Source organism: Pseudomonas sp. PA-1-3F (assembly GCF_021609665.1).
GTDB lineage: Bacteria > Pseudomonadota > Gammaproteobacteria > Pseudomonadales > Pseudomonadaceae > Aquipseudomonas > Aquipseudomonas paracarnis.
Map to the genome: position 1 here is coordinate 19,060 of NZ_WJZD01000012.1, position 25,447 is coordinate 44,506.

A 25,447-nucleotide genomic window follows, 5' to 3' on the forward strand; every position below is an offset into this window, starting at 1 on the left:
GGAAAATAACCTAACGGATGGGTTACGATGAGAGTAGGTGCTTACAAAGGCTATGTCATTTCGGTGTTTATCAGGGATGAGCATTGTCCGCCCCATGTGCATGTCAGGGGCAAGGGATGGGATGCGCGGTTTCGTTTCAGTTTCCTGGATGGGGAAGTTGAGTTGTGGGATGTAGAGCCTGAACGGAGGCGGCCACCCATAGCACTTCTGAAGGAGATACGCGGGGCGATCATGCAGCGGCACTACTTGGCGCGGGCACGCAGGATCTGGTGGGAAAAACTGCAGACGGTTTGCCTGGAGAATCATTCCTGGAATTGGGAAACGGATGAACTCATTCCTGGATTGGTCATTCAGCGTGGTGTTTACGTGATTGCACGTGCCCGACACGATTTCGTAGGGCAGAAAACAATTTTGAATCTGGTCAGAGCCCCAGGTTTTGTGGAGATCGATTTATGAAAAAGATCATAAAAGCCAAAGTCACACCTTATGTACCTCTCACTGAAGCCGACGTTGACAAGGCAATCGCCCGAGGACGCAGGTTGAAACGCCTTTACGCCAACGCCAGTAACGTACGTTATGAAAACGATTGCCTCTCCATTGGCTTCAGCGATGGCAGCCGCGTGGTGTTGCCGGTGGCTGGCCTGCCGGAGTTCGAAGGGTTTTCAGCGAAGGATTTCCAGCAGTTGGAAGTGACTTTCGGAGGCAAGGCGATTAGCTGTGAAGCGCAGGACCTGGATGTTTCGATCACAGGGTTGATCGCTACAAGCCAGCCGCTGATGGACCTGGCAACCAGCCTGGTGGCATCGCGCAATGGTCGCAAAAGCAGCGCGGCCAAGACCGCAGCGGCCCGGGCCAATGGCAAGAAGGGTGGCCGGCCACGCAAGGAAGTACCGCAGCCCCCAGAGACAACAGACACTTGAATAAACAGTAGGCGCGAGCTTGCTCGCGAAAACCCCACAGGCACCGCGTTCATCCAGGAAGCACGCGTTATCGTTGACGTTTTTCGCGAGCAAGCTCGCTCCTACAACCCACAGGTTTATCGGCGGGTCAGCAACACACCCGACTCCATATGGTGCGTCCACGGGAACTGGTCAAACATTGCACACTGGGTGATCCGGTGCGTGTCGTGCAGTTGCGCGATATTCGCCGCCAGCGTCTCCGGGTTGCAGGAGATGTACAGGATGTTGTCGAAGCGCCGGGTCAGCTCGCAGGTGTCCGGGTCCATGCCAGCGCGGGGCGGGTCGACGAAGACGCTACCGAACTCGTAACTTTTCAGGTCGATGCCGTGCAGGCGGCGGAACGGGCGCACTTCGTTCAGGGCTTGGGTGAGTTCTTCGGCGGAGAGGCGCACCAGGGTGACGTTCTCCACGCCATTTTCATCCAGGTTGCTCAGGGCCGCATTCACTGAGGTCTTGCTGATCTCGGTGGCCAGCACCTTGCGCACGCGGGTCGCCAGCGGCAGGGTGAAGTTGCCGTTGCCGCAGTACAGCTCCAACAAATCGTCCGGGCGATCGCCCAGCGCTTCGTAGGCCCAGTTGAGCATCTTCTGGTTCACCGTGCCGTTGGGCTGGGTGAACGCGCCTTCGGGTTGGCGATAGCTGAAGGTGCGCCCACCGATGTCGAGTTTCTCCACCACGTAGTCGTGGCCGATCACATCGCGCTTGCCCTTGGAGCGGCCGATGATGCTCACATTCAGCTCAGCGGCCAATTTGTTCGCGGCGGTGTGCCAATGTTCGTCCAGCGGGCGGTGATAGCACAGGGTGATCATCGCGTCGCCGGCCAGGGTGGTGAGGAACTCCACCTGGAACAGCTTGTGGCTCAGGGCAGCGCTGGCTTGCCAGGCGGCCTTGAGTTGCGGCATCAACTGGTTGATGCGCTGGCTGGCGATGGGGAAGTCTTCGATGAGGATCGGCGTGCGCTTGTCCTCCTGGGAGAACATCGCGTAGTGGCGCTCGCCGCCTTCGCGCCACAGGCGGAACTCCGCACGCAGGCGGAAGTGCTGCAGCGGCGAGTCGAAGACCTGCGGCTCAGGCGCGTCGAACGGTGCCAGCAGGTCACGCAGGCGCGTGACCTTGTCTTGCAGTTGAGCGGTGTAGCTTGCGGCGTCAAAAGTCATGCGTTGAACCAGCCCAGCTTGATCACGAACAGGATCGATAGGATCACCAGTGCCGGGTTCAGCTCACGGTAGCGGCCCGAAAGCAGCTTGATGGCGGTCCAGGCGATGAAACCGAAGGCGATGCCGTTGGCGATGGAGTAAGTGAAGGGCATCGCCAGGGCGGTGATCACCACCGGCGCTGCCACCGTAATGTCGTCCCAGTCGATTTCGGCCAGGCCTTGGCTCATCAGCACCGCCACAAACAGCAAGGCTGGCGCGGTGGCATAGGCCGGCACGCTGGCGGCCAATGGAGAGAAGAACAGCGCCAGCAAAAACAGGATCGCTACCACGATGGCGGTCAAGCCGGTACGGCCACCGGCGCTCACGCCTGCAGCCGATTCGATGTAGCTGGTGGTGGTCGAGGTGCCCAGCAGGGAACCGGCCATGGCAGCGGTACTGTCGGCGATCAGTGCACGGCCCATTTTCGGCATATGGCCGTCCTTGCCCATCAGGCCGGCGCGCTTGGCGACGCCGATCAGGGTGCCGGAGTTGTCGAACAGGTCAACGAACAGGAAGGCGAAGATCACGCTGACCAGGCCGATGTCCAGCGCGCCCTTGATATCCAGCTGCAGGAAGGTCGGCGCCAGGGACGGCGGTACCGAGGTCACACCGATGAAAGGCGTGAAACCCAGGACGATGGAGGCAACTGTCACCGCCAGGATGCCGATCAGCACCGCGCCGCGTACGGCCAGGGCTTCCAGCGCGACGATCAGCACGAAACCCAAGGTGGCCAGGATCGGCGCCGGTTGTTTCAGGTCGCCCAGGCCAACCATGGTGGCCGGGTTGCTCACCACGATACCGGCGTTATGCAGGGCGATCAGCGCCAGGAACAGGCCGATGCCGGCGGCAATCGCCGAGCGCAGCGGCAGCGGGATGGCGTTGATGATCCATTCACGAATGCGGAAGATCGACAGCAGGAAAAACAGCACCGCCGAAATGAACACCGCGCCCAGCGCCACCTGCCAGGTGTGGCCCATGTGCAGGACCACGGTGTAGGTGAAGAAGGCGTTGAGGCCCATGCCCGGTGCCAGGGCAATCGGGTAGTTGGCGATCAGGCCCATCACGGTCGAACCAATGGCCGCGGCCAGGCAGGTGGCGACAAACACCGCGCCCTTGTCCATGCCGGTCTCGCCGAGGATGCTCGGGTTCACGAACAGGATGTAGGCCATGGCCAGGAAGGTGGTGATCCCCGCGAGAATCTCGGTGCGCACATTGGTGTTGTGGGCTTTGAGTTGAAACAGCTTTTCCAGCATGCCGGCTCCCTGTGACGCTAGTGTGCGTCGTGATTTGTTGACCTCTAAGTCAAAGCACAAACTGCGCCAAACGCTTGTGGTTTCAGAGAGGATCGGAAAAAGCGGCGCATCATACCAGCAGCCGAGGCTGTGTGGCGCATGGGCTTGAGGCATACTGCGCCGACGTTCAACAGCCGGTCACCGACAGCATGAAAAAAGCCAACCCGTGGAGTCTAGCTCTGATCGCCAGTATCAGCCTGTGGCTGGGCGCGGCACCGGCATGGGGCGCGGCTGCACCGGCCTTGAGCGAGGTGCGGGTGTTCAAGGTGGAGTCGGCCAACTGCAGCGAAGCGATCCCGGAGCGGGTCAACACCACCCAGATGTGCGAGCACCGCGGGCCCACCCAGGTCTCGGTGATGGAAGTCGGCCTGGGCAACAGCCCCATGGGCCGCTTCAACGGCGCGGAGTTGAATGGGCAACGCACAGCGGTGTGCCAGGTCGGCAACATCAGTGAGGCGTGCAACGGCGTGGGCACCTTGATGGGCTACATCTATGTGTTCGACCTGAACGTCCAGGCCCAGGGCTGGTTCGAATTCACCAATACCTCGATCAACCCGCCGCAAAACACCCTGAAAGCCCAGCTCAATATCCGCTGATCAATCATCTTGAACGCTCAAAACCCCGGGAAGTCGTACCCCTAAGACGGCGATTTTTCTGAACGCCGCGGACGTACACCAACCCGTGAGGTGTTTATGAGCGCGACCCCCAATGGCGCGGCGGCCCAGCCGTTCGTCGCCCACCCGATACGCCTGACACTCAACGGCCAGGATCGCCAACTGAACGTCTTGCCCTGGACCACCTTGCTGGACTTGCTGCGTGAACAGTTGGACCTGGTGGGCAGCAAAAAAGGCTGCGACCACGGCCAGTGCGGCGCCTGCACCGTGTTGCGTGACGGCAAACGCGTGAATGCCTGCCTGACCCTGGCCGTGATGTGCGACGGCGCCGAATTGACCACCATCGAAGGCCTGGCCGACGGCGACCAACTGCATCCCATGCAACAGGCCTTTATCCAGCACGACGCTTTCCAGTGCGGCTATTGCACCCCCGGCCAGATCTGTTCTGCCGTGGGCCTGGCCAATGAAGGCCGTGCCCACGACCGTGCGCAGATCCAGGAATTGATGAGCGGCAACCTGTGCCGCTGCGGCGCCTACAACAACATCCGCGACGCCATCGAAGACGCGCTGCCGGCCTGCCGTCGCCAGGGAGGTGAGTCATGAATCCCTTCCACTACAGCAGGCCGACCGATGTGCAGCAGGCCGTTCAGATGAGCAGCGCCGCCTCGCGCTTTATCGCCGGTGGCACCAACCTGCTGGACCTGATGAAGGAAAACATCAGCCATCCCGAGCACCTGATCGACATCACCGGCTTGCCGCTGCATGACATTCAAGAGACCGCCGAGGGTGGCCTGCGTATCGGTGCGCTGGTGAGCAACGCAGACCTGGCCTGGCACCCACTCATTGAGCAGCGTTACCCGTTGCTGTCCCAGGCTATCCTCGCCGGGGCGTCCCCGCAGTTACGCAACATGGCCAGTACCGGCGGCAATCTGTTGCAGCGCACCCGTTGCTATTACTTCTACGACGCCGCGGTGCCGTGCAACAAGCGCCAGCCCGGCAGCGGCTGCCCGGCGCGCGACGGTTTGAACCGTATCCATGCGATCCTCGGCGCCAGTGAACAGTGCGTGGCCACCCATCCATCGGACATGTGCGTGGCCCTGGCGGCGCTTGCGGCGCGGGTGCATGTAGAGGGACGTGGCGGTGCGCGGGTGATCGAGTTCGCCGACTTCCATCGCTTGCCAGGCGATGCGCCGCAACGTGACAACCAATTGGCCGACGATGAGCTGATCACGGCCATTGAGCTGCCCGCCGATCACCTGGCCCGCCACAGCCATTACCTGAAGATCCGTGACCGTGCCTCCTATGCCTTTGCCTTGATTTCGGTGGCCGCCGCCTTGGAACTGGACGGCGATGAAATCATCGACGCCCGCCTGGCCTTGGGCGGTGTGGCGCATAAACCTTGGCGTGACCGCGCAGTGGAAGCCTTGCTGATTGGCCGCACGGTCAGCCGCGAAACCTTCAGCGCCGCCGCCGACGCCCTGCTGCAAGACGCCGAACCGTTGGAACACAACGGCTTCAAGGTCAAGCTGGCGCGGCGAGCAGTCATTCGTGCCCTGAGCGACGCCGCCGTCGCAGGAGAACAGCCATGAGCGCCATCGGCAAACCCCTGGACCGCGTCGACGGTCTGCTCAAGGTCACCGGCCAAGCGCGCTACGCCGGTGAGTTTCCCGAGGACGGCCTGCTGCATGGCAGCGTGGTGTCGAGCACTATCGCCAAAGGCCGGGTGCTGAGCATCGATGCGTCCAAGGCGTTGGCCTTGCCCGGTGTAGTGGACGTGATCCATCACCTCAACCGGCCGAAAATCGCCAGCTATGACGAGGCGTTCGCCGATGCCGATGCGGCCGATGGCTCGCCTTTTCGTCCGCTGTATAACGACCGCGTGCTCTACAGCGGCCAGCCCCTGGCCCTGGTGATTGCCGATAACCTCGAACTGGCGCGGCACGCCGGCTCGCTGGTGCAGATCGACTACGCGCCCGAAACCTTCGAAACCGACCTGCTCACCCAGCAAGCGGCGGCGCACCCGTCGCCCCAGACCCCGCCCGAACCGCGAGGCAACTTCGAAGCTGAATGGGCCGGTGCCGCAATCAGTCTGGACCTGCACTACAGCACGCCCATCGAGCATCACAACCCGATGGAACCCCACGCCAGCACCGTGCTGTATCAGTCCGATGGCACTCTGCATATCCACGACAAGACCCAGGGCCCGCAGAACTGCCAGGCCTATGTGCAAAAAGTCTTCGGCTTGGACAAGCGCCAGGTGCGCATCTTCGCCGCTTTCGTCGGTGGCGCCTTCGGTTCGGGCCTGCGCCCGCAATACCAATTGCCGCTCGCGGTGATGGCGGCCATGGCGCTCAAACGCTCGGTGCGCGTCACCCTGACGCGCCAACAGATGTTCACCTTCGGCTATCGTCCGCGCACCTTGCAGCGTTTGCAGATGGGCGCCGCCGCCAATGGTCGCTTGCTGGCGTTGGGGCATACCGCGATTGGCCAGACGTCGCGCTTTGAGGATTTCAGCGAGCACGTGGTGGAGTGGAGCGGCATGCTCTATCACTGCGACAACGTGCAACTGACGTACAAGTTGGCGCCGTTGGATGTGTTTACCCCGCTGGACATGCGTGCCCCCGGCGCCGCACTAGGCGTGCTCGGCCTGGAGTGCGCCATGGACGAACTGGCGTGTGCCCTGGCCATCGACCCGGTGCAATTGCGCCTGATCAACTACGCCGAACGTAACCAGAACGAAGACAAACCCTGGTCGAGCAAGGCCCTGCGCGAGTGCTACAGCGAAGGCGCCGAACGCTTCGGCTGGCACCAACGCAACCCGGAACCGCGTAGCATGCGTGACGGCCGCCAACTGATCGGCTGGGGCATGGCCGGCGGCGTGTGGGAGGCCATGCAGATGAAAGCCAGCGCCAAGGCGCGCCTCGACGCGCAGGGCAAGCTCACCGTCAGCAGCGCCACCACCGACATTGGCACTGGCACCTACACGGTGATGACCCAGATCGCCTCCCAGGCCAGCGGCGTGGCCATGGCCGACGTGCGTTTTGTGCTGGGCGATTCGTCGTTGCCCACGGCGCCGTTGCAGGGCGGCTCGTTTACCGTGTCCTCGGTGGGTACGGCGGTGCAGCAAGCCTGTGAAGCGCTGAATGCCAAGTTGCTCCAGGTCGCCCGGCAGACCTACCCGGTGTTCAAGGACGCCGAAGCCGTGCGGTTTGAAGAGGGCCAACTGCATGCCGGTGATGTGAGTGTTTCGTTGGCGCAACTGGTCAAGGACAGCGGTGAGGAGGTGCTGCAAGCACAGGTTGACAGCGAGCCGGACAAGAAGCGCCAGGGCTATGCCTGCGCGACCCATTCGGCGGTGTTTGTCGAGGTGCGGGTTGATGAAGACCTGGGCACCATCAAGGTCAGCCGTGTGGTCAGCGCCATTGCCGCGGGGCGCGTGGTCAACCCCAAGATGGCCCGCAGCCAGATCCTTGGCGGCGTGGTGTGGGGCATTGGCATGGCCCTGCATGAAGAGACCCAGGTCGACCATGAGCTGGGGCGTTACATGAACCACAGCCTGGCCGAGTACCACATCCCGGTGAACGCCGATATTGGCGAGATTGACGTGCTGTTTGTCGAAGAGCACGACGAGATCGTCAATGCGCTCGGGTCCAAGGGCGTGGGGGAAATCGGCATTGTCGGGGTGGCGGCGGCGGTGGCGAATGCGGTTTACCATGCCACCGGCAAGCGGGTCCGGGAGTTTCCGATTACCTTGGATAAGGTGCTATAGCCCAAACCGTCAGACCAATGAAGTTCCAGTGTGGGAGCTGGCTTGCCTGCGATAGCGGTGTATCAGCCACCAGAAAGTTGCCTGATACACCGCTATCGCGGGCAAGCCCGGCTCCCACAGGGTATGGCGGTGAAGCCTATGGCTTGGTTTCTTCCACCGGCACATGCATGCGATCCCGGTTGGCCAGGGTCGGGAACAGCTTGATCCACACCCCGGTCACCACCAGGGTGCCAACCCCGCCCATCACCACCGCAGGCACGGTGCCAAACCAGTGGGCGGTAATCCCGGATTCGAATTCGCCCAATTGATTGGACGCACCGATAAACAGGCCATTGACCGCACTCACTCGCCCGCGCATTTCATCTGGCGTTTCCAACTGCACGAACGATGCACGGATCACCATGCTGATCATGTCTGCCGCGCCCAGTACCACCAGCACCGCCAGTGAAAACCAGAACGAAGTCGACAGGCCGAAGGCGATGGTTGCCACCCCGAACACGCCGACGGCGGTGAACATCACGCGGCCCACCTGGCGGTCTACTGAGAACCGCGCCAGCCACAGTGACATCAGCAATGCGCCCACGGCCGGGGCCGACCGCAGCAGGCCCAGGCCCCAGGCACCGGTCAGCAGGATGTCCTTGGCGAACACCGGTAACAGCGCGGTGGCGCCGCCCAGCAGCACGGCAAACAGGTCCAGGGAGATGGCGCCAAGAATGTCCGGGCGGCTGCGGATAAAGCGTATGCCGGCCAGCAGCGAGTCCAGGGTGGCCTTGGCTTTGTTCAGCGGAGTCTGGCGTGCGGGCAGGTTAAGTGTCAGCACGCAGGCGATCAGGTACAGCGCCACGGTGGGGCCGTACACCCACACGCTGCCAAACGCGTAAAGCAAACCGCCCACGGCCGGTGCGACGATGGTCGCCAGTTGCTGGGCCGATTGCGATGCCGCCACGGCCCGGGGGAACAGCGCGCTGGGCACGATGCTCGGCAACAGTGCCTGGGTGGTGGGCATTTCAAATGAGCGCGCAGCGCCGAGCAGGAAGGCGAGGATGAAGATCATCTCGCGAGTCACGTTGCCGGTCAGGCCGCCGATGGCCAGGGACAAGGCGATCAGCGCCTGCAAGGTCTGGCAGATGGCAGCGACCCGGCGGCGTTCATAGCGATCCGCCACGTGCCCGGTGTGCAGCATGAACAGCACGCGCGGCACGAATTCCACCAGGCCGACCAGGCCCAGGTCCAAGACGTTGCCGGTCAGCTGGTACAGGTTCCAGCCGATCGCCACGGTGAGCATCTGGAAGCCGCTGGCGGTAAAGATCCGCGCCAGCCAGAACGCGATGAAAGGGCGGTGGTGACGTAACAGCAACGCAGGTTCACTGGGCATCGGCAATCAGGTCGGCAACGGGAGAATGGCGAGATTAGCATCAAGCTGTAACAAATAGTTGCAAGAACTGAGCTGAGGCAAGCTGTCACGCGGCAAAAGACCACACAGTCCTACAGCAAAAATGGGACTACTCTTTCAACGATGCTTGATCCAGATCAAAACCTGCCCCGGGATTGTTCTGGCGGCCGCAAGGCCAGATTCCCCACGCGATGGGTAATAAAAGAAACGAATTGAAATTCGCCACACTCCATATCCGTGGGGGCAGTGGGTGCAGGCTCCCAGCCAGCAGCCGGTATTACCTGACAGAGGAAGACTTATGTTCGGTTTGGAGGCGCTAGATCTCGCCCGAATTCAATTCGCGTTCACCATCTCATTCCACATCCTGTTCCCGGCGATCACCATCGGCCTGGCCAGTTACCTTGCGGTGCTGGAGGGCTTGTGGCTCAAGACCCACAACGACACCTACCGTGACCTCTACCACTTCTGGTCGAAGATCTTTGCCGTCAACTTCGGCATGGGTGTGGTATCGGGCCTGGTCATGGCGTACCAGTTCGGTACCAACTGGAGCCGCTTCTCGGACTTCGCCGGTGCCGTCACCGGGCCGTTGCTGACGTACGAAGTGCTCACGGCCTTCTTCCTCGAGGCCGGTTTCCTGGGCGTGATGTTGTTCGGCTGGAACAAGGTGGGGCGCAAGCTGCACTTCTTCGCCACGGTGATGGTGGCCGTGGGTACGTTGATCTCCACGTTCTGGATTCTTGCCTCCAACAGCTGGATGCAGACGCCCCAGGGCTTTGAAATCATCGATGGCCGCGTAATACCGACCGACTGGCTGGCGGTGATCTTCAACCCGTCGTTCCCCTACCGCCTGATGCACATGGCCACGGCTGCTTTTGTTGCCACGGCGTTCTTCGTCGGCTCGTCGGCGGCCTGGCATTTACTGCGCGGCAAGGACAACCCGGCGATCCGCAAAATGCTCTCGATGGCGATGTGGATGGCCCTGATCGTTGCGCCCATCCAGGCGGTGATCGGCGACTTCCACGGCCTCAATACCCTCAAGCATCAACCGGCCAAGATCGCCGCGATTGAAGGCCACTGGGAAAATATCGGCAACGAGCCCACGCCGCTGATTTTGTTCGGTTGGCCGGACATGAAAGCCGAGAAAACCAAATACGCGGTCGAGATTCCGTACCTGGGCAGCCTGATCCTGACTCACTCCCTGGACAAGCAGGTGCCGGCGCTCAAGGAGTTCCCGCCTGAGGACCGTCCCAACTCCACCATTGTGTTCTGGTCGTTCCGGGTCATGGTCGGCCTGGGGTTCCTGATGATCTTCACCGGTCTGTTCAGCCTGTGGCTGCGCCGGGGCGACAAAATGTACACGTCCAAACCGTTCCTGTACCTGGCGCTGTGGATGGGCCCGTCTGGGCTGATTGCGATTCTTGCCGGTTGGTTCACCACCGAAATCGGTCGCCAGCCCTGGGTGGTCTACGGGTTGATGCGCACGGCAGATGCCTCCTCCGGGCATAGCCTGACGCAGATGACCATTACCCTGGTGTTGTTCGTGGTGGTGTACTTCGCGCTGTTCGGCGCGGGCCTGGGCTACATGATGCGCCTGGTGCGCAAAGGCCCCGTGACCCACGACAGTACCGAGCCCGCCCACGGTGGCCCCGGCCAGAAACGCACCCCCGCGCGTCCGTTGTCTGCTGCCGACGATGGCAGTGATAACGACCACGACCACATCCAGCACAAGGGGAATTGAGATGGGTATTGATCTTCCGCTGATCTGGGCCGTGATCATCATCTTCGGCATCATGATGTACGTGGTCATGGACGGCTTCGACCTGGGGATCGGCATTCTTTTCCCGTTTGTTCCGGGCAAAGTCGACCGTGACGTGATGATGAACACCGTGGCGCCCGTATGGGACGGCAACGAAACCTGGCTGGTACTCGGGGGCGCGGCGTTGTTCGGCGCGTTCCCGCTGGCCTATTCGGTGGTGTTGTCGGCGCTGTACCTGCCGCTGATCCTGATGCTGATCGGCCTGATCTTCCGCGGCGTGGCCTTTGAGTTCCGCTTCAAGGCCAAGGACCACAAGCGTCACCTGTGGGACAAGGCGTTTATTGGCGGCTCGCTGGCGGCGACCTTCTTCCAGGGGGTGGCGTTGGGCGCCTTTATCGACGGTATTCCGGTGTTGGATCGCCAGTTCGCCGGCGGCTCACTGGACTGGCTCACACCCTTCACGATGTTCTGCGGCGTGGCGCTGATCGTGGCGTATGCCTTGCTCGGCTGCACCTGGCTGATCATGAAGACCGAAGGCAAGTTGCAGGAGCAGATGCACAATCTGGCGCGGCCTTTGGCGTTTGTAGTGTTGGCGGTGATCGGCATCGTCAGCATCTGGACGCCGCTGACCCACCCGGAAATCGCGTCGCGCTGGTTCACCTTGCCGAACCTGTTCTGGTTCCTACCGGTGCCGATCCTGGTGCTGGTCACCATGTACGGGCTGATCCGCGCCGTGGCACGTAATGCGCACTACACGCCGTTCCTGTTGACGCTGGTGCTGATTTTCCTCGGCTACAGTGGCTTGGGGATCAGCCTGTGGCCGAACATCATCCCGCCGTCCGTGTCGATCTGGGATGCCGCCGCGCCGCCGCAAAGCCAGGGCTTCATGCTGGTGGGTACGCTGTTCATCATCCCGTTTATCCTGGGCTATACCTTCTGGAGCTACTACGTGTTCCGCGGCAAGGTCACCCACGAAGACGGCTATCACTAGGAGGGTTGAAACATGTCAAAACCTTCGTTGCATGAGATTGAACAGGCCGAGAAGCAGCCGTTGTGGCGGCGCCTGGGGTGGCTGGCGATGATCTGGACCGGCAGCGTGCTGGCCCTGTTCGTAGTGGCCAGCCTGATGCGCATGTTCATGAATGCGGCAGGCCTGAGCACGCATTGACACTGTAGGAGCGAGCTTGCTCGCGAAAAACGTCAACGATAACGCGGGGTGCCTGACGCCCCGCGGTGTTCTCAGGTTTTTTCGCGAGCAAGCTTGCTCCTACAATAAGCAGGGCTTTTTTATTTACGCGCCTTGAGGATGACGAACTTGGGCGTGGCCGCTACTTGCTCGACACCACGGAACAACCGCGCCAGCTTGCTGTGGTAGCCCAGGTGACGATTCCCGACGATGTACAAGGCGCCACCGACCACCAGCGCTTCGCGTGCCTGCTGGAACATGCGCCAGGCGAGGAAGTCGCCCACCACTTGTTGTTGGTGGAACGGTGGGTTGCACAGCACCACGTCCAGCGACTGCGCCTCCTGGCCGGCCAGGCCATCGTCGGCACGTACGCTGACGTCCCGCTCTCCCAAGGCGGCTTGCCAGTTTTCGGCGGCCGATTGCACTGCCATATACGACTCATCCACCAAGGTGTAGTGCGCGTCGGGGTTCTGCAGGGCGCTGGCAATCGCCAGTACGCCGTTGCCGCAGCCCAGGTCTGCCACGCGGGCACTGCCCAGGTTTTTTGGCAGGTGCGGCAGGAAGGCGCGGGTGCCGATGTCCAGGCCTTCGCGGCAAAAGACGTTGGCGTGGTTACACAACTCGATGACCGGCGCTTCCAGGGTATAACGGGTCGGGTAGGGCGAGACCGCGGCAGGGCGCTGCTCGACGCTGGCAATCAGCAACCGCGCCTTTTTGACCGCCAATGAGGCGTGCATGGGCCCGATGTAACGCTCCAGCAATTCGCCCGCAGCCCGTGGCAAATGCTTGACCATTGCGCCTGCGATCACCTCGGCGCCTGGCGCCAGTTGCCCTTGCAGGCGGATCAGTTGTTCTTCCAGCAACGCCAGGGTTTTCGGCACGCGGATCAACACGCGATCGAACGGCCCGGTCGCGAACTGGCTGGCCGGTATGAAGGGCACGGCATCAAAGGGCTTGCCGTTGCGCACCAGGTTTTTCTCCAGGCCCTGAGCGGCGAGGAACGAGTCACCGCTGGAGGTCACTTGCACCTGGCCTTGAAGGCTGGCTGCCAGGGCGCCGAAGCTGTCATTGAGCACCAGCACGCGGGTGGCAGCAGTAAGCTGTTGCGCGGCGAGGTGGCTGAGCAGGTATTCGTCGGCGGCATCGAAGGCTTGCAGCGGATCATTGTGTTGCTCTGGCTGACGAATCAGGTCGAGCTGGGCGAAAGGGCTGTCAAGCAGGGGCATGGCGGGGCGAGGCTCTGGGTAATCGACGGACCGTCTGAGTGAACGGCGGGGCAACCGTGCAAAGCGCACCCTCAACACTCAGAATTGGCCGTAAATGTTACGTTTTTTTCAACGCGATGACATGCGGTGTTTTACGTGGGCTAAAACAGCCCGGCTTTAGCGGCGCGCAGCACCGCCTGGATCTTGTTATGCACGCCCAGTTTCTTGAAGGTACTGCTGATATGAAAGCCCACGGTGCGCTCGGACAGGCAAAGAATCGCGGCAATCTCGGAGGCGGTCTTGCCCATCGCGGACCACTTGAGGATTTCTGTTTCCCGGGCAGTCAATTTGCTGGGCGCTTTGATGTCGGGGGCGTCGGCGTACTTCTGCGCGACGACCGCATGCATCGCATGGCAAAGCCACAACACCTGGCCGGCTTTTTCGTAAAGCTCTTCAGGGCTGACCTCGCCCTTGCTGCGAACCAGGGTCAGCATGCTGAATACACCCTGGAAGTCATGCACGGCTTGGGTCCAGCCTAAATGCACCCCGCATGACTGGGCCAACTCCCAAAGCTTGGGGGTGTTGGCAAAGGTTTTTTGTTCCCAGAGAATGGGCAGTACCGAGGTCTTACAGTGGGTTACAACGGGGTCTACATCGAAGAAGTGCGCTTGTTTATAAATGCTAAGCCATTCATTTGGATAGTTATTAAACAAAATGGGTTTTGTTTGAGTGCTTTGTGATTGGGAACTCATGGTAAAGGAGCAATATTCGAAACCTAGTTCATAAGTGTGGTTTATCACCATCTCAAACACACTGGTGATTTCACTCTCGCCGTCCAGCTTGGGCAGCCGGGCATTATGCCAATTGACCATCGGTGACTCTCCATGCATGTATATGTGACCTGGGTACGTCCTGATCCCCCATTGCAGCTCGAAAACAAGTGTAGGGTAAGTCCTACAACTGAGCTTGAAAAATATTTTACTTGCAGGGTTTGTCTAGTTGGCCGGTTTTGTACAAGACTTGGAGCTTTGTATAAGAGCGCTAGGCAGGTATCTTTTTTTCAATACTTTTAATGTCTTGAAGGTAGTGTCAAAGTGATGTCGCTTTAAGTACCGCTTCATCTAGTGAGGTATTCAGGGCGCGTTAATAGCCAAATAATTAGTGCCAGCGTGGAGCCATGGCTGACCTGTTGGACTGGTTAAAAAACGCGCAGGCCACCCGCGTGAACCTTTAGTGACGGCAAAGCCAGTACCAATCATCAGTGTTTGCGCGGTCTGTTTTGAGGGACACTAACGGCCTGTGCAAAACGGAGCCCCCCATGACGGCCAGTGCTGAGAAATTTACCCGCCAGACCCTGCTCGATGTGCAATCGCTGACCCCCAGCCTGTTCACCCTGCGCACCACCCGCGATGCCGGTTTTCGTTTTACCGCCGGCCAGTTCGTGCGCCTGGGCGTTACCAAGGCGGATGGCAGCACCGTCTGGCGTGCCTATTCCATCGTGTCTTCGCCGTTTGACGAGCATCTGGATTTCTTTTCCATCGTGGTCCCCGGTGGTGAGTTCACCAGTGAACTGAGCCGCCTGAAGGTGGGCGATACCTTGCTGGTCGAGCGCCAGGCCACCGGGTTTCTGACCCTCAACCGCTTTGTCGACGGGCGTGACTTGTGGTTGCTGGGAACCGGAACGGGCGTCGCGCCGTTCCTGTCGATCCTGCAAGACTTCGAAGTGTGGGAAAAATTCGAGCGCATCATCCTGGTGTACAGCGCCCGGGAAGCCAAGGAACTGGCCTACCAGTCGCTGATCGACACGCTGGGTGAGCGCGAGTACCTGACCGAGTACGCCCACAAGCTCACCTACATTCCCATCGTCACCCGCGAGCAGCATCCGGGCGCGTTGAATGGGCGTATTACGGCCTTGATCGAAAATGGCGAATTGGAGCGGGCCGCCGGCGTGGAGCTGACGGCACAGGATTCGCGTGTACTGATTTGCGGCAACCCGCAGATGGTCGATGACACGCGCCAGTTGCTCAAGCAGCGGGACATGCAACTGAGCCTGAGCCGACGACCTGGCCAGGTGGCGGTAGAAAATTATTGGTAGAAAAAAGGCGCCTTGCGAGGCGCCTTTTTTGCATCCGCAGGTTAAAGCGGCTTGTTGTTCTGTGCCTTGAGCAGATCGCGGATCTCGCCCAGCAGCACTTCTTCCTTGCTTGGCGTCGGCGGCAAGCTTGGGGCCACGGCTTCTTCGCGCTTCAGACGGTTGATCGCCTTCACACCCATGAAGATTGCAAACGCGACGATTATAAAGTCGATGATGCTCTGGATGAACTTGCCGTAGGCCAGCACAACAGCGGGTACATCACCCTGTGCTGCCTTGAGCGTGACGGCCAGATCGGCAAAGTCCACGCCACCGATCAGCAGGCCGATGGGAGGCATTATCACGTCGCCTACAAATGAGGAAACAATCTTGCCGAAGGCAGCACCGATGATGATACCGACGGCCATGTCGACCACATTACCTTTGACCGCGAAGGCCTTGAACTCACTGATCACGCCCATAGGTTATTCCTTGTTACAGTTGAGGAGGGTGGAGGTCAGTGTAATTCAGTCGAACAGCGCTTGCTCGAAACAACTGTTAACACTGTCGGTTTTTATCGACACATCAAATCGCAAATAGTTTGCAAAGTGCCACTAGTCGCGCGCGAATTAGCCGCTATTTCAGCGGGTTACCAGATTTTTTTCTTAATCGGGCCTGTGGTGTTTTTCTATTTATCTTCTGACTCGCAGGTCACTAGCCTCTGGCAAGCACAACTGAATGTGCATTAAAAAAACCAGAGGAAACCTCGATGAATACCCCAATCAGCCGCAGGCCCGTGTCGGCGCGCCACGCGCTGGCACTGGTGACCGCCAGCCTGCTTTCCCTCTCCGTACAAGCCGCCAACCTGACCCGCGATAACGGGGCCAACGTCGGTGATAACCAGAACTCCCAAACCGCCGGTGCCAATGGCCCGGTGCTGCTGCAAGATGTGCAACTGATCCAGAAACTGCAACGCTTCGACCGCGAACGCATCCCAGAGCGCGTGGTGCACGCACGCGGCACGGGCGCCCATGGCACCTTCACCGTGACCGACAACCTCAGCGACCTGACCAAGGCCAAAGTGTTCGCCGCCGGTGAAACCACGCCAGTGTTCGTACGCTTCTCGGCCGTGGTGCATGGCAACCACTCCCCGGAAACCCTGCGTGACCCACGGGGCTTCGCCACCAAGTTCTATACCGCCGAAGGTAACTGGGACCTGGTCGGTAACAACTTCCCCACGTTCTTTATTCGGGATGCCATCAAGTTCCCGGACATGGTCCATGCCTTTAAACCGGACCCACGCACTAACCTGGACGATGACTCGCGCCGTTTCGACTTCTTCTCCCATGTTCCAGAGTCCACTCGTACACTGACCGAGTTATACTCGGACTCCGGCACCCCTGCCAGTTACCGCGAAATGGACGGCAACGGCGTACATGCCTACAAGTTGATTAACGCCAAAGGCGAAGTGCACTACGTCAAGTTCCACTGGAAGAGCCAGCAGGGCATCAAGAACCTTGATCCCAAGCAAGTTACCGAGGTGCAGGGGCGTGACTACAGCCATATGACCAATGATCTGGTCACGCACATCAACAAAGGCGACTTCCCTAAGTGGGACCTGTATGTGCAGGTGCTCAAGCCTGAAGACCTGGCCAAATTTGATTTCGACCCACTGGATGCAACCAAGATCTGGCCGAATGTGCCCGAGCGCAAAGTCGGGCAAATGGTGCTGAACCGCAACCCGGCCAATGTGTTCCAGGAAACCGAGCAAGTCGCGATGGCCCCGGCCAATCTGGTACCGGGTATCGAGCCGTCGGAAGACCGCCTGCTGCAGGGGCGCGTGTTCTCCTACGCCGATACGCAAATGTACCGCCTGGGCGCGAACGCCCTGCAGTTGCCGATCAACGCTCCACGGGTCACCGTCAACAACGGCAACCAGGACGGCGCGATGAACGTCGGCAAGACCACCACCGGCGTCAACTACCAGCCAAGTCGCCTGTTGCCGCGGGAAGAGCCGCAAACCGCACGCTACAGCCAGTCGCCGCTGTCGGGCAGCACCCAGCAGGCCAAGATTCAACGTGAGCAGAACTTCAAGCAGGCCGGTGACCTGTACCGCTCCTACACCAAGAAAGAGCGCGAAGACCTCATCAACAACTTTGGCGGCTCATTGGCCACCACCGATGACGAGAGCAAGCACATCATCCTGTCGTTCCTCTACAAGGCGGACCCGGAATACGGCACCGGCGTGGCCAAGGTCGCCAAGGGCGATCTGGCTCGCGTAAAGGCGCTGGCGGAAAAACTGACCGACTGATTCATTGGTTGCGGTCGGCGCCTTCACGGGCGTCGACCTTTGGCAGGAGAACACTCTATGCGTATCTCTATCGGCTTACTGATGGCCATGCTGGCCTTTACCGCTCATGCCGAGTCCCCCGACCCGGTGGCGCTCAAGGCGCAGTTGCAGGATTACTATTTCGACGCCGCCCGTCGTGGCGACCTCGACATGCTCAACACCTTCATAGAGTCCGGCTACGGCCTCAATGCCCAGGATGACAAGGGCTACACCGCGTTGATCCTGGCTGCTTATCACGGCCAGGGCCCGTATGTGGAGCGTCTGCTCGATGCCGGCGCGGACGCCTGCGTCCAGGATAAACGCGGTAACACGGCGTTGATGGGCGCCATCTTCAAAGGCGAGCTGAAAATCGCCCAGCGCCTGTTGGCCACCGACTGCAACCCTGACCAGCGCAACGGCGCAGGGCAGACCGCCGCCATGTACGCCGGGTTGTTCAAGCGCGTCGAATTGTTGGGGGCGCTGCAAGCCAAAGGCGCAGACCTGAACGCCGAGGACCCCGTGGGTAACAGTGCTTCACGTTTAGCCAAGGGCGAAATCCGGACCCCAGCGTCGCGCTGAGCTATCATCGCGGTTTTTCGGTTGGAGGTTCTCACATGGCAAAGGCCAAGCGCATGTACGGCTGCACAGAGTGCGGCGCGACCTTTCCCAAATGGGCGGGCCAGTGCTCCGAATGCGGCGCGTGGAACACCCTGACTGAAACCATGATCGAGAGTGGCGGTGCCGCGGCCCCCACCGGCCGTGCCGGCTGGACCGGGCAACAGGCGCAGATCAAGACCCTGGCCGAAGTCAGCGTCGAAGAGATTCCGCGCTTTTCCACCGCCTCCGGCGAGCTGGACCGGGTCTTGGGCGGTGGTCTGGTGGACGGCTCGGTGGTGCTGATCGGCGGTGACCCGGGCATCGGCAAGTCCACGATCCTGCTGCAAACCCTGTGCAGCATCGCCAGCCGCATGCCTGCGCTGTATGTCACCGGCGAAGAGTCCCAGCAGCAAGTGGCCATGCGCGCCCGGCGCCTGGGCTTGCCCCAGGACCAACTGCGGGTCATGACCGAAACCTGCATCGAAAGCATCATCGCCACGGCGCGCATCGAAAAGCCTAAAGTCATGGTCATTGACTCGATCCAGACGATTTTCACCGAACAACTGCAATCGGCACCCGGCGGCGTGTCTCAGGTGCGCGAAAGCGCGGCGCTGTTGGTGCGTTACGCCAAGCAGAGCGGCACGGCGATCTTCCTGGTCGGCCACGTGACCAAAGAAGGCGCACTGGCCGGGCCACGGGTGTTGGAACATATGGTCGACACCGTGTTGTATTTCGAAGGGGAATCCGACGGTCGCCTGCGCCTGCTGCGGGCGGTGAAGAACCGTTTTGGCGCCGTCAACGAACTGGGTGTGTTCGCTATGACCGATCGGGGGCTGAAAGAAGTCTCGAACCCCTCGGCGATTTTTCTCACCCGCGCTCAGGAAGAAGTCCCAGGCAGTGTGGTGATGGCCACGTGGGAAGGCACCCGGCCGATGCTGGTGGAAGTCCAGGCGCTGGTGGATGACAGCCATTTGGCAAACCCACGGCGGGTCACACTGGGCCTGGACCAGAACCGCCTGGCGATGTTGCTGGCGGTGCTGCACCGGCATGGTGGCATTCCGACTCACGATCAGGATGTGTTCCTTAACGTGGTGGGCGGGGTCAAGGTGCTGGAGACTGCGTCCGACCTGGCGTTGATGGCGGCGGTGATGTCCAGCCTGCGTAATCGGCCGTTGCCCCATGACTTGTTGGTGTTTGGCGAGGTGGGTCTGTCGGGCGAAGTGCGCCCGGTGCCGAGTGGGCAGGAGCGCTTGAAGGAAGCGGCCAAGCATGGCTTCAAACGGGCGATTGTGCCCAAGGGCAATGCGCCGAAGGAGGCGCCGCCGGGGTTGCAGATTATTGCTGTGACGCGGCTGGAGCAGGCGTTGGATGCCCTGTTCGAATAATCCGCAGCACCGCTGAACCCCTGTGGGAGCTGGCTTGCCTGCGATGGCGGTGTATCAGGCAAGAATGGGTAAGCTGACCCGCCGCTATCGCAGGCAAGCCAGCTCCCACATTTTGATTGATGTGCGTTTTCAGATCTCCAGCAGGGCGCCCAGCTCGCGCTCCAGTTCTCGCTCATCACCCAGGTTCAGCTCTACAAAGCGCCGCAAATGGCTGATCGAATCCAGATCAATGTGTTTGCACACAAAGCCCAATTGACCCTGATCTTCATGGGTCAGCCGCGCTTGCATCTTTATATGCGTCTTCTGGTCCAGGCGTATGTCGACGTCAAAGGGCAGCGCTTTATTTCCCTTCCAGTTGTCAGGCCGTTCCACCAGCAATCCCTTGAGTGATAAATCCACCAGTTTTACCGGCCATTCGCTGCCGTTTTGCCGAAGTTCGGCCGTGGCATCAAAGGCGATCCGGCGAAAACGGCGACGTTCGGACGCATGCTCGGTCATGGTAAAGCCCTCTGTGAATGGGAGGAGTGTAGCCCGGGGCCATCAAGGGGCGTTTATTTCGGCTTTTTTTAGCGGTTGAAGGCTCTAGACCAACGTAGGGGGCTGGTCTTTGAGGCCAGTAGCGCTAAACTCGGGCTGGCTGTCCTTTCTGTCCACCCTGGCTGGAATATAAAAATGAAAAATAATAATAGCCTGCTACGCCACTTACCCTGGCTGGTGCTGGCAATTGTAGGAGCGTGCGCCCTGGGCGTAGTGGCCTTGCGCCGCGGCGAGGCGATCAACGCCTTGTGGATTGTGGTCGCTGCTGTGGCCATCTACCTGGTTGCGTACCGTTACTACAGTCTGTTCATCGCCAACAACGTGATGCAACTCGATCCACGGCGGGCAACCCCTGCGGTGGTCAACAACGATGGTCTGGACTACGTACCAACCAACAAACACATTCTTTTCGGTCACCACTTTGCGGCGATTGCCGGTGCAGGCCCGTTGGTCGGCCCGGTGCTGGCGGCGCAAATGGGCTATCTGCCCGGTACCCTCTGGCTGATTGCCGGGGTGGTGCTGGCCGGTGCGGTGCAAGACTTCATGGTCCTGTTCCTGTCCACTCGTCGCAACGGCCGTTCCCTGGGGGACATGGTTCGCGAAGAGATGGGCCGCATTCCGGGGACCATCGCGCTGTTCGGCTGCTTCCTGATCATGATCATCATCCTCGCGGTGCTGGCGCTGATCGTGGTCAAGGCCCTGGCCGAGAGCCCATGGGGCATCTTCACGGTGATGGCGACCATCCCGATCGCGATGTTCATGGGCATCTACATGCGCTACATCCGCCCGGGCCGCATCGGGGAAATCTCGATCATCGGCGTGCTGTTGCTGCTGGGTTCGATCTGGCTGGGCGGGCAGATTGCCGCTGATCCGGTATGGGCCAAGGCGTTCACCTTCACCGGCATCCAGATTACCTGGATGTTGATCGGCTACGGCTTCGTGGCCGCTGTGCTGCCGGTGTGGCTGATCCTGGCGCCCCGCGACTACCTGTCGACGTTCCTGAAAATCGGCACCATCATCGCCCTGGCGATTGGCATCCTGGTCACCATGCCTGACCTGAAAATGCCGGCACTCACCCAGTTCATCGACGGCACCGGCCCGGTGTGGAAGGGCGGCCTGTTCCCGTTCCTGTTCATCACCATTGCCTGTGGCGCGGTCTCGGGCTTCCATGCGCTGATCTCCTCGGGCACCACGCCCAAGCTGCTGGCCAGTGAAAGCCACGCCCGTTACATCGGTTACGGCGGCATGCTGATGGAGTCGTTCGTGGCCATCATGGCGATGGTTGCCGCCTCGGTGATCGAGCCTGGCGTGTACTTCGCCATGAACAGCCCGGCTGCCATTGTCGGCACCGACGTGGTCACCGTGGCGCAAACCGTCAGCAGTTGGGGCTTTGCCATTACCCCTGAGGCGCTGTCGGCCGTTGCCCACGATATCGGCGAAACCACCATCCTGGCCCGTGCCGGCGGTGCGCCGACGTTGGCGGTGGGCATCGCGCAGATCCTGCACAGTGTGCTGCCAGGTGAAAATACCATGGCGTTCTGGTACCACTTTGCGATCCTGTTCGAAGCGCTGTTCATCCTTACGGCAGTGGATGCCGGTACCCGCGCCGGTCGTTTCATGCTGCAAGACCTGCTCGGTTCCTTCGTGCCTGCGCTCAAACGCACCGAGTCGTGGACTGCCAACCTGATTGCTACCGCAGGCTGCGTGGCGATGTGGGGTTACTTGCTGTACCAGGGCGTGATCGACCCGCTGGGTGGCATCAATACCTTGTGGCCGCTGTTCGGTATCTCCAACCAGATGCTGGCCGGTATCGCGCTGATGCTGGCGACCGTTGTGCTGATCAAAATGAAGCGTCAGCGCTACATCTGGGTGACCATGTTGCCAGCGGTGTGGCTGTTGATCTGCACCACCACCGCAGGCTTCATCAAGCTGTTCGACGCCAACCCGGCGATCGGCTTCCTGTCGCTGGCCAAGAAATACAGCGATGCCCTGGCTAACGGCCAGATCCTCGCCCCGGCCAAGAGCATCGACCAGATGCAACACGTGATCTGGAACGCCTACACCAACGCAACGCTGACGGCGCTGTTCCTGTTCGTGGTGTTCAGCATCCTGTTCTATGCGCTCAAAGTCGGCATCGCCGCCTGGGGCAACAAAGAGCGTACGGATAAAGAAGCCCCGTTCCAGGCTGTACCGGACGCATAACGAGGATTGCAGACATGTTCAATGACATCAGTCGCCTCGGTAAATACCTCGGTCAGGCCGCCCGCCTGATGGTCGGCATGCCCGACTACGACACCTACGTCGAGCATATGCAAACCAAACACCCGGACAAGCCGGTGATGGACTACAAGGCGTTCTTCCGGGAGCGCCAGGAAGCCCGTTACGGCGGCAAGGGTGGGCCCAAGTGCTGCTAAGTTGGTAAAACGGCTGTACCTGTAGGAGCGAGCTTGCTCGCGAAAAACCCAAGGACACCACGTGCATCCAGACAGCACGCGTTATCGTTGACGTTCTTCGCGAGCAAGCTCGCTCCTACAGTTGTTTTTGCGCCCTCATATTTCAGGAGAATCTCTTTGTCCTCTCCCATCCCCGTCACCATCCTCAGCGGCTTCCTCGGTGCCGGCAAGACCACCTTGCTGCGCCACCTGCTCAAAGCCGAGCACGGCTTGAAAATCGCTGTGATCGAAAACGAATTCAGTGACGCCGGTATCGACACCCAATTGCTGGGCGACGAGCCAGTGCAAGTGATGACCCTGTCCAACGGCTGCGTGTGCTGCACCATCCACACCGACCTGACCAAAGCCCTGTACCTGTTGCTGGAACGCCTGGACAGCGGCGAGATCGCCTTCGACCGGCTGGTGATCGAATGCACCGGCCTGGCCGACCCTGCGCCGGTGGCCCAGACCTTCTTCATCGAAGAAGAGCTGCGCGAACGCTATATCCTCGACGGCATCATCACCCTGGTGGATGCGGCCCACGCCGAGCATCATCTGACCCAGACCATCGCCCAGGCCCAGATCGGCTTTGCCGACCGCCTGCTGGTGAGCAAGCGCGACCTGGTAGACGACGCCAGCTTCGACGCCCTCAGCCAGCGCCTCACCCGCATCAACCGTCGTGCGCCAATTCGTGTGGTGGATCACGGCAAGATTGACCTGGCCGAATTGCTGGATGTGCGCGGCTTCAACCTCAATGCCGGCATGAGCCTGCGCCCGGTCAGTGCAGCGCCTTCGGTCGACCGTATTTCCAGCCTGGTGCTGCGCACCGACCAGCCGCTGGATATCGACCGTCTCAGCGAGTTCATGAACGAACTGCTGGAAGACCATGGCAAGCAACTGCTGCGTTACAAGGGCGTATTGAACATTGCCGGAGAAGACCGACGCATGGTGTTCCAGGGCGTGCTGAAGCTGTATGGCTTCGACTGGGATACCGAATGGGCCGAGGGCGAGGCGCGGGAGAGTGTGATCGTGTTTATTGCCGATGAGCTGCCCGAAGACAAGATCCGCCAAGGCTTTGAGCGGGTCTACCAATAAACCCGACTTGAAATGCACTCCAATGTGGGAGCTGGCTTGCCTGCGATAGCGGCGGGTCAATCACTGATGGGCTGAGTGCACAACCGCCATCGCAGGCAAGCCAGCTCCCACACTTGACCCTGTTTCAAATTGAAAAATCGGCATAAAAAAGCTCACTTGTAGGAGCGAGCTTGCTCGCGAAGAACTCACAGGCAACGCGTGCACCCAAGATGCACGCGTTATCGTTGACGTTTTTCGCGAGCAAGCTCGCTCCTACAGTGGGCTTCTTGGTATTACGCGCCGTATACCGGCAGCTTCTTGCAGATGGCCTTGACCTTCTCACGTACCGCGTCGATCACGGCTTCGTTGTTCAGGTCGGCCAGGATGTCGCAGATCCAGCCCGCCAGTTCCTTGCACTCGGCTTCCTTGAAGCCACGGGTGGTCACTGCCGGGGTGCCGAAGCGCAGGCCGGAGGTGACGAACGGCGAACGTGGGTCGTTCGGCACGGAGTTCTTGTTCACGGTGATGAAAGCTTTGCCCAGGGCAGCGTCAGCATCTTTACCGGAAATGTCCTGCTTGATCAGCGACAGCAGGAACAGGTGGTTTTCAGTACCGCCGGACACCACGTCAAAACCGCGCTCGATGAACACGCTGGCCATGGTCTTGGCGTTCTTGACCACTTGTTGCTGGTAGGTCTTGAACTCAGGCTGCAGTGCTTCCTTGAAGCAGATCGCCTTGGCCGCGATCACGTGCTCCAGCGGGCCGCCTTGGGCGCCCGGGAAAACGGCGGAGTTGAGCTTCTTCTCGATCTCGGCGTTGGCGCGTGCCAGGATCAGGCCGCCACGTGGACCGCGCAGGGTCTTGTGGGTAGTGGTGGTGACCACGTCAGCGTAAGGCACTGGGTTGGGGTAAACGCCCGCAGCCACCAGACCGGCCACGTGGGCCATGTCGACGAACAGATAGGCACCGACCTTGTCGGCGATTTCACGGAAACGTGGGAAGTCCAGGATCTGCGAGTAGGCAGAGAAACCGGCCACGATCATTTTTGGCTTGTGCTCGACGGCCAGGCGCTCGACTTCATCGTAGTCGATCAGGCCGTTGGCATCGATACCGTACTGAACGGCGTTGTACAGCTTGCCGGAGGACGAAACCGTGGCGCCGTGGGTCAGGTGACCGCCGTGGGCCAGGCTCATGCCTAGGATGGTGTCGCCGCCTTGCAGCAGGGCCAGGTACACGGCGCTGTTGGCTTGGGAACCGGCGTGTGGTTGGACGTTGGCGTAATCGGCGCCGAACAGCTCTTTTGCACGGTCGATGGCCAACTGCTCAACCACGTCGACGTACTCGCAACCACCGTAGTAGCGCTTGCCTGGGTAGCCTTCGGCGTACTTGTTGGTCAGAACCGAACCTTGAGCCTCCATCACCGCAGGGCTGGTGTAGTTTTCCGAAGCGATCAGCTCAATGTGCTCTTCCTGGCGCACGGCTTCTTGCTCCATGGCGGCGAAGAGATCGGCGTCGTACTTGGCAATAGTCAAATCACGGCTGAACATGGCGGTCCTCAAGGATCGGGGGCAGAAAAGGAGGGCATTCTAACTCAATGGGTTTTAGATGGCATATGAAAGGACATCATGTCGCGGACAAGTGGGGTTCATCTG

General features: G+C 60.4%; 24 protein-coding genes. 16 read left to right on the top strand and 8 right to left on the bottom strand.

The window, feature by feature from the left end; all coding sequences use genetic code 11:
- Positions 1–27: 27 nt before the first annotated feature.
- Both GIV26_RS10415 and GIV26_RS10420 read left to right on the top strand, forming a co-directional pair.
- Complete coding sequence (locus tag GIV26_RS10415; protein ID WP_236280378.1) at positions 28–456, top strand: DUF4160 domain-containing protein; 429 nt, start codon at positions 28–30, stop codon at positions 454–456.
- Complete coding sequence (locus GIV26_RS10420) at positions 453–920, top strand: DUF2442 domain-containing protein (protein ID WP_236280381.1); 468 nt, start codon at positions 453–455, stop codon at positions 918–920. Before GIV26_RS10415 ends, GIV26_RS10420 begins: the two co-directional genes overlap by 4 nt.
- A 116-nt stretch (positions 921–1,036) precedes the next feature.
- On the opposite strand, the gene trmA is transcribed toward GIV26_RS10420, so the two are convergent.
- Positions 1,037–2,116, bottom strand: a complete 1,080-nt coding sequence (gene trmA, locus GIV26_RS10425; RefSeq protein ID WP_060764078.1) for a tRNA (uridine(54)-C5)-methyltransferase TrmA — start codon at positions 2,114–2,116, stop codon at positions 1,037–1,039.
- The gene (locus GIV26_RS10430; RefSeq protein ID WP_003194342.1) at positions 2,113–3,408 is read right to left on the bottom strand and encodes an NCS2 family permease; all 1,296 of its coding nucleotides are present in this window, start codon (positions 3,406–3,408) and stop codon (positions 2,113–2,115) included. The genes trmA and GIV26_RS10430 overlap by 4 nt, the downstream gene beginning before the upstream one ends.
- A 188-nt stretch (positions 3,409–3,596) precedes the next feature.
- Here GIV26_RS10430 and GIV26_RS10435 point away from each other — a divergent pair, with 188 nt between their 5' ends.
- The 4 genes from GIV26_RS10435 (at position 3,597) to GIV26_RS10450 (ending at position 7,830) form a co-directional block, all read left to right on the top strand.
- A complete protein-coding gene (locus tag GIV26_RS10435; RefSeq protein ID WP_034127050.1) occupies positions 3,597–4,043 on the top strand; it encodes a DUF4879 domain-containing protein in 447 nt (148 codons plus the stop codon).
- Positions 4,044–4,139: 96 nt separating this feature from the next.
- Complete coding sequence (locus GIV26_RS10440; RefSeq protein WP_034126942.1) at positions 4,140–4,664, top strand: (2Fe-2S)-binding protein; 525 nt, start codon at positions 4,140–4,142, stop codon at positions 4,662–4,664.
- Entirely contained in the window at positions 4,661–5,650 is a 990-nt protein-coding gene (locus GIV26_RS10445) for an FAD binding domain-containing protein (RefSeq protein WP_236280384.1), read from the top strand. Before GIV26_RS10440 ends, GIV26_RS10445 begins: the two co-directional genes overlap by 4 nt.
- Entirely contained in the window at positions 5,647–7,830 is a 2,184-nt protein-coding gene (locus GIV26_RS10450; RefSeq protein ID WP_054918051.1) for a xanthine dehydrogenase family protein molybdopterin-binding subunit, read from the top strand. Before GIV26_RS10445 ends, GIV26_RS10450 begins: the two co-directional genes overlap by 4 nt.
- A 136-nt stretch (positions 7,831–7,966) precedes the next feature.
- Here GIV26_RS10450 and GIV26_RS10455 read toward each other — a convergent pair whose 3' ends face one another.
- Entirely contained in the window at positions 7,967–9,205 is a 1,239-nt protein-coding gene (locus GIV26_RS10455) for an MFS transporter (protein WP_032895226.1), read from the bottom strand.
- Between the two features lie 316 nt (positions 9,206–9,521).
- Here GIV26_RS10455 and GIV26_RS10460 point away from each other — a divergent pair, with 316 nt between their 5' ends.
- From GIV26_RS10460 to GIV26_RS10470, 3 genes are read left to right on the top strand one after another with little or no spacing between them, the layout of a single operon-like run.
- Positions 9,522–10,961: a cytochrome ubiquinol oxidase subunit I gene (locus GIV26_RS10460; protein ID WP_003194330.1), complete on the top strand. Its 1,440-nt coding sequence runs from the start codon at positions 9,522–9,524 to the stop codon at positions 10,959–10,961.
- A gap of 1 nt (position 10,962) precedes the next feature.
- Positions 10,963–11,970, top strand: a complete 1,008-nt coding sequence (gene cydB, locus GIV26_RS10465) for a cytochrome d ubiquinol oxidase subunit II (protein WP_236280387.1) — start codon at positions 10,963–10,965, stop codon at positions 11,968–11,970.
- A gap of 12 nt (positions 11,971–11,982) precedes the next feature.
- On the top strand, positions 11,983–12,147 hold the full coding sequence (locus tag GIV26_RS10470) for a DUF2474 domain-containing protein (protein WP_003194328.1): 165 nt from the start codon (positions 11,983–11,985) through the stop codon (positions 12,145–12,147).
- Positions 12,148–12,266: 119 nt separating this feature from the next.
- On the opposite strand, the gene GIV26_RS10475 is transcribed toward GIV26_RS10470, so the two are convergent.
- Positions 12,267–13,391 (bottom strand): methyltransferase, encoded by a 1,125-nt coding sequence (locus GIV26_RS10475; protein ID WP_096144100.1) that lies wholly within the window; start codon positions 13,389–13,391, stop codon positions 12,267–12,269.
- 140 nt (positions 13,392–13,531) lie between these two features.
- The gene (locus GIV26_RS10480; RefSeq protein WP_034126948.1) at positions 13,532–14,242 is read right to left on the bottom strand and encodes a helix-turn-helix transcriptional regulator; all 711 of its coding nucleotides are present in this window, start codon (positions 14,240–14,242) and stop codon (positions 13,532–13,534) included.
- 446 nt (positions 14,243–14,688) lie between these two features.
- Here GIV26_RS10480 and GIV26_RS10485 point away from each other — a divergent pair, with 446 nt between their 5' ends.
- Positions 14,689–15,465 (top strand): ferredoxin--NADP reductase, encoded by a 777-nt coding sequence (locus tag GIV26_RS10485; RefSeq protein WP_236280390.1) that lies wholly within the window; start codon positions 14,689–14,691, stop codon positions 15,463–15,465.
- A gap of 41 nt (positions 15,466–15,506) precedes the next feature.
- On the opposite strand, the gene mscL is transcribed toward GIV26_RS10485, so the two are convergent.
- Complete coding sequence (mscL, locus tag GIV26_RS10490) at positions 15,507–15,923, bottom strand: large-conductance mechanosensitive channel protein MscL (protein ID WP_014720019.1); 417 nt, start codon at positions 15,921–15,923, stop codon at positions 15,507–15,509.
- Positions 15,924–16,210: 287 nt separating this feature from the next.
- Here mscL and katB point away from each other — a divergent pair, with 287 nt between their 5' ends.
- From katB to radA, 3 genes are read left to right on the top strand one after another with little or no spacing between them, the layout of a single operon-like run.
- Positions 16,211–17,752 carry a catalase KatB gene (katB, locus tag GIV26_RS10495; protein ID WP_057975521.1) on the top strand — a complete coding sequence of 514 codons (1,542 nt, stop codon included), beginning with the start codon at positions 16,211–16,213 and terminating at the stop codon, positions 17,750–17,752.
- 57 nt (positions 17,753–17,809) lie between these two features.
- On the top strand, positions 17,810–18,349 hold the full coding sequence (locus GIV26_RS10500; RefSeq protein ID WP_054896156.1) for an ankyrin repeat domain-containing protein: 540 nt from the start codon (positions 17,810–17,812) through the stop codon (positions 18,347–18,349).
- A 35-nt stretch (positions 18,350–18,384) separates the two neighbouring features.
- Positions 18,385–19,752, top strand: a complete 1,368-nt coding sequence (gene radA, locus GIV26_RS10505) for a DNA repair protein RadA (protein ID WP_003194313.1) — start codon at positions 18,385–18,387, stop codon at positions 19,750–19,752.
- A gap of 129 nt (positions 19,753–19,881) precedes the next feature.
- Here radA and GIV26_RS10510 read toward each other — a convergent pair whose 3' ends face one another.
- Entirely contained in the window at positions 19,882–20,250 is a 369-nt protein-coding gene (locus GIV26_RS10510; protein WP_089042489.1) for a PilZ domain-containing protein, read from the bottom strand.
- A gap of 174 nt (positions 20,251–20,424) precedes the next feature.
- Here GIV26_RS10510 and GIV26_RS10515 point away from each other — a divergent pair, with 174 nt between their 5' ends.
- The 3 genes from GIV26_RS10515 (at position 20,425) to yjiA (ending at position 23,816) form a co-directional block, all read left to right on the top strand.
- Positions 20,425–22,491 (top strand): carbon starvation CstA family protein, encoded by a 2,067-nt coding sequence (locus GIV26_RS10515; protein WP_236280395.1) that lies wholly within the window; start codon positions 20,425–20,427, stop codon positions 22,489–22,491.
- 14 nt (positions 22,492–22,505) lie between these two features.
- Positions 22,506–22,703 carry a YbdD/YjiX family protein gene (locus tag GIV26_RS10520; protein WP_003194308.1) on the top strand — a complete coding sequence of 66 codons (198 nt, stop codon included), beginning with the start codon at positions 22,506–22,508 and terminating at the stop codon, positions 22,701–22,703.
- 156 nt (positions 22,704–22,859) lie between these two features.
- Positions 22,860–23,816 (top strand): GTPase, encoded by a 957-nt coding sequence (yjiA, locus tag GIV26_RS10525; protein ID WP_236280397.1) that lies wholly within the window; start codon positions 22,860–22,862, stop codon positions 23,814–23,816.
- Between the two features lie 272 nt (positions 23,817–24,088).
- On the opposite strand, the gene glyA is transcribed toward yjiA, so the two are convergent.
- On the bottom strand, positions 24,089–25,342 hold the full coding sequence (glyA, locus tag GIV26_RS10530; RefSeq protein ID WP_003194304.1) for a serine hydroxymethyltransferase: 1,254 nt from the start codon (positions 25,340–25,342) through the stop codon (positions 24,089–24,091).
- Positions 25,343–25,447: the final 105 nt, after the last annotated feature.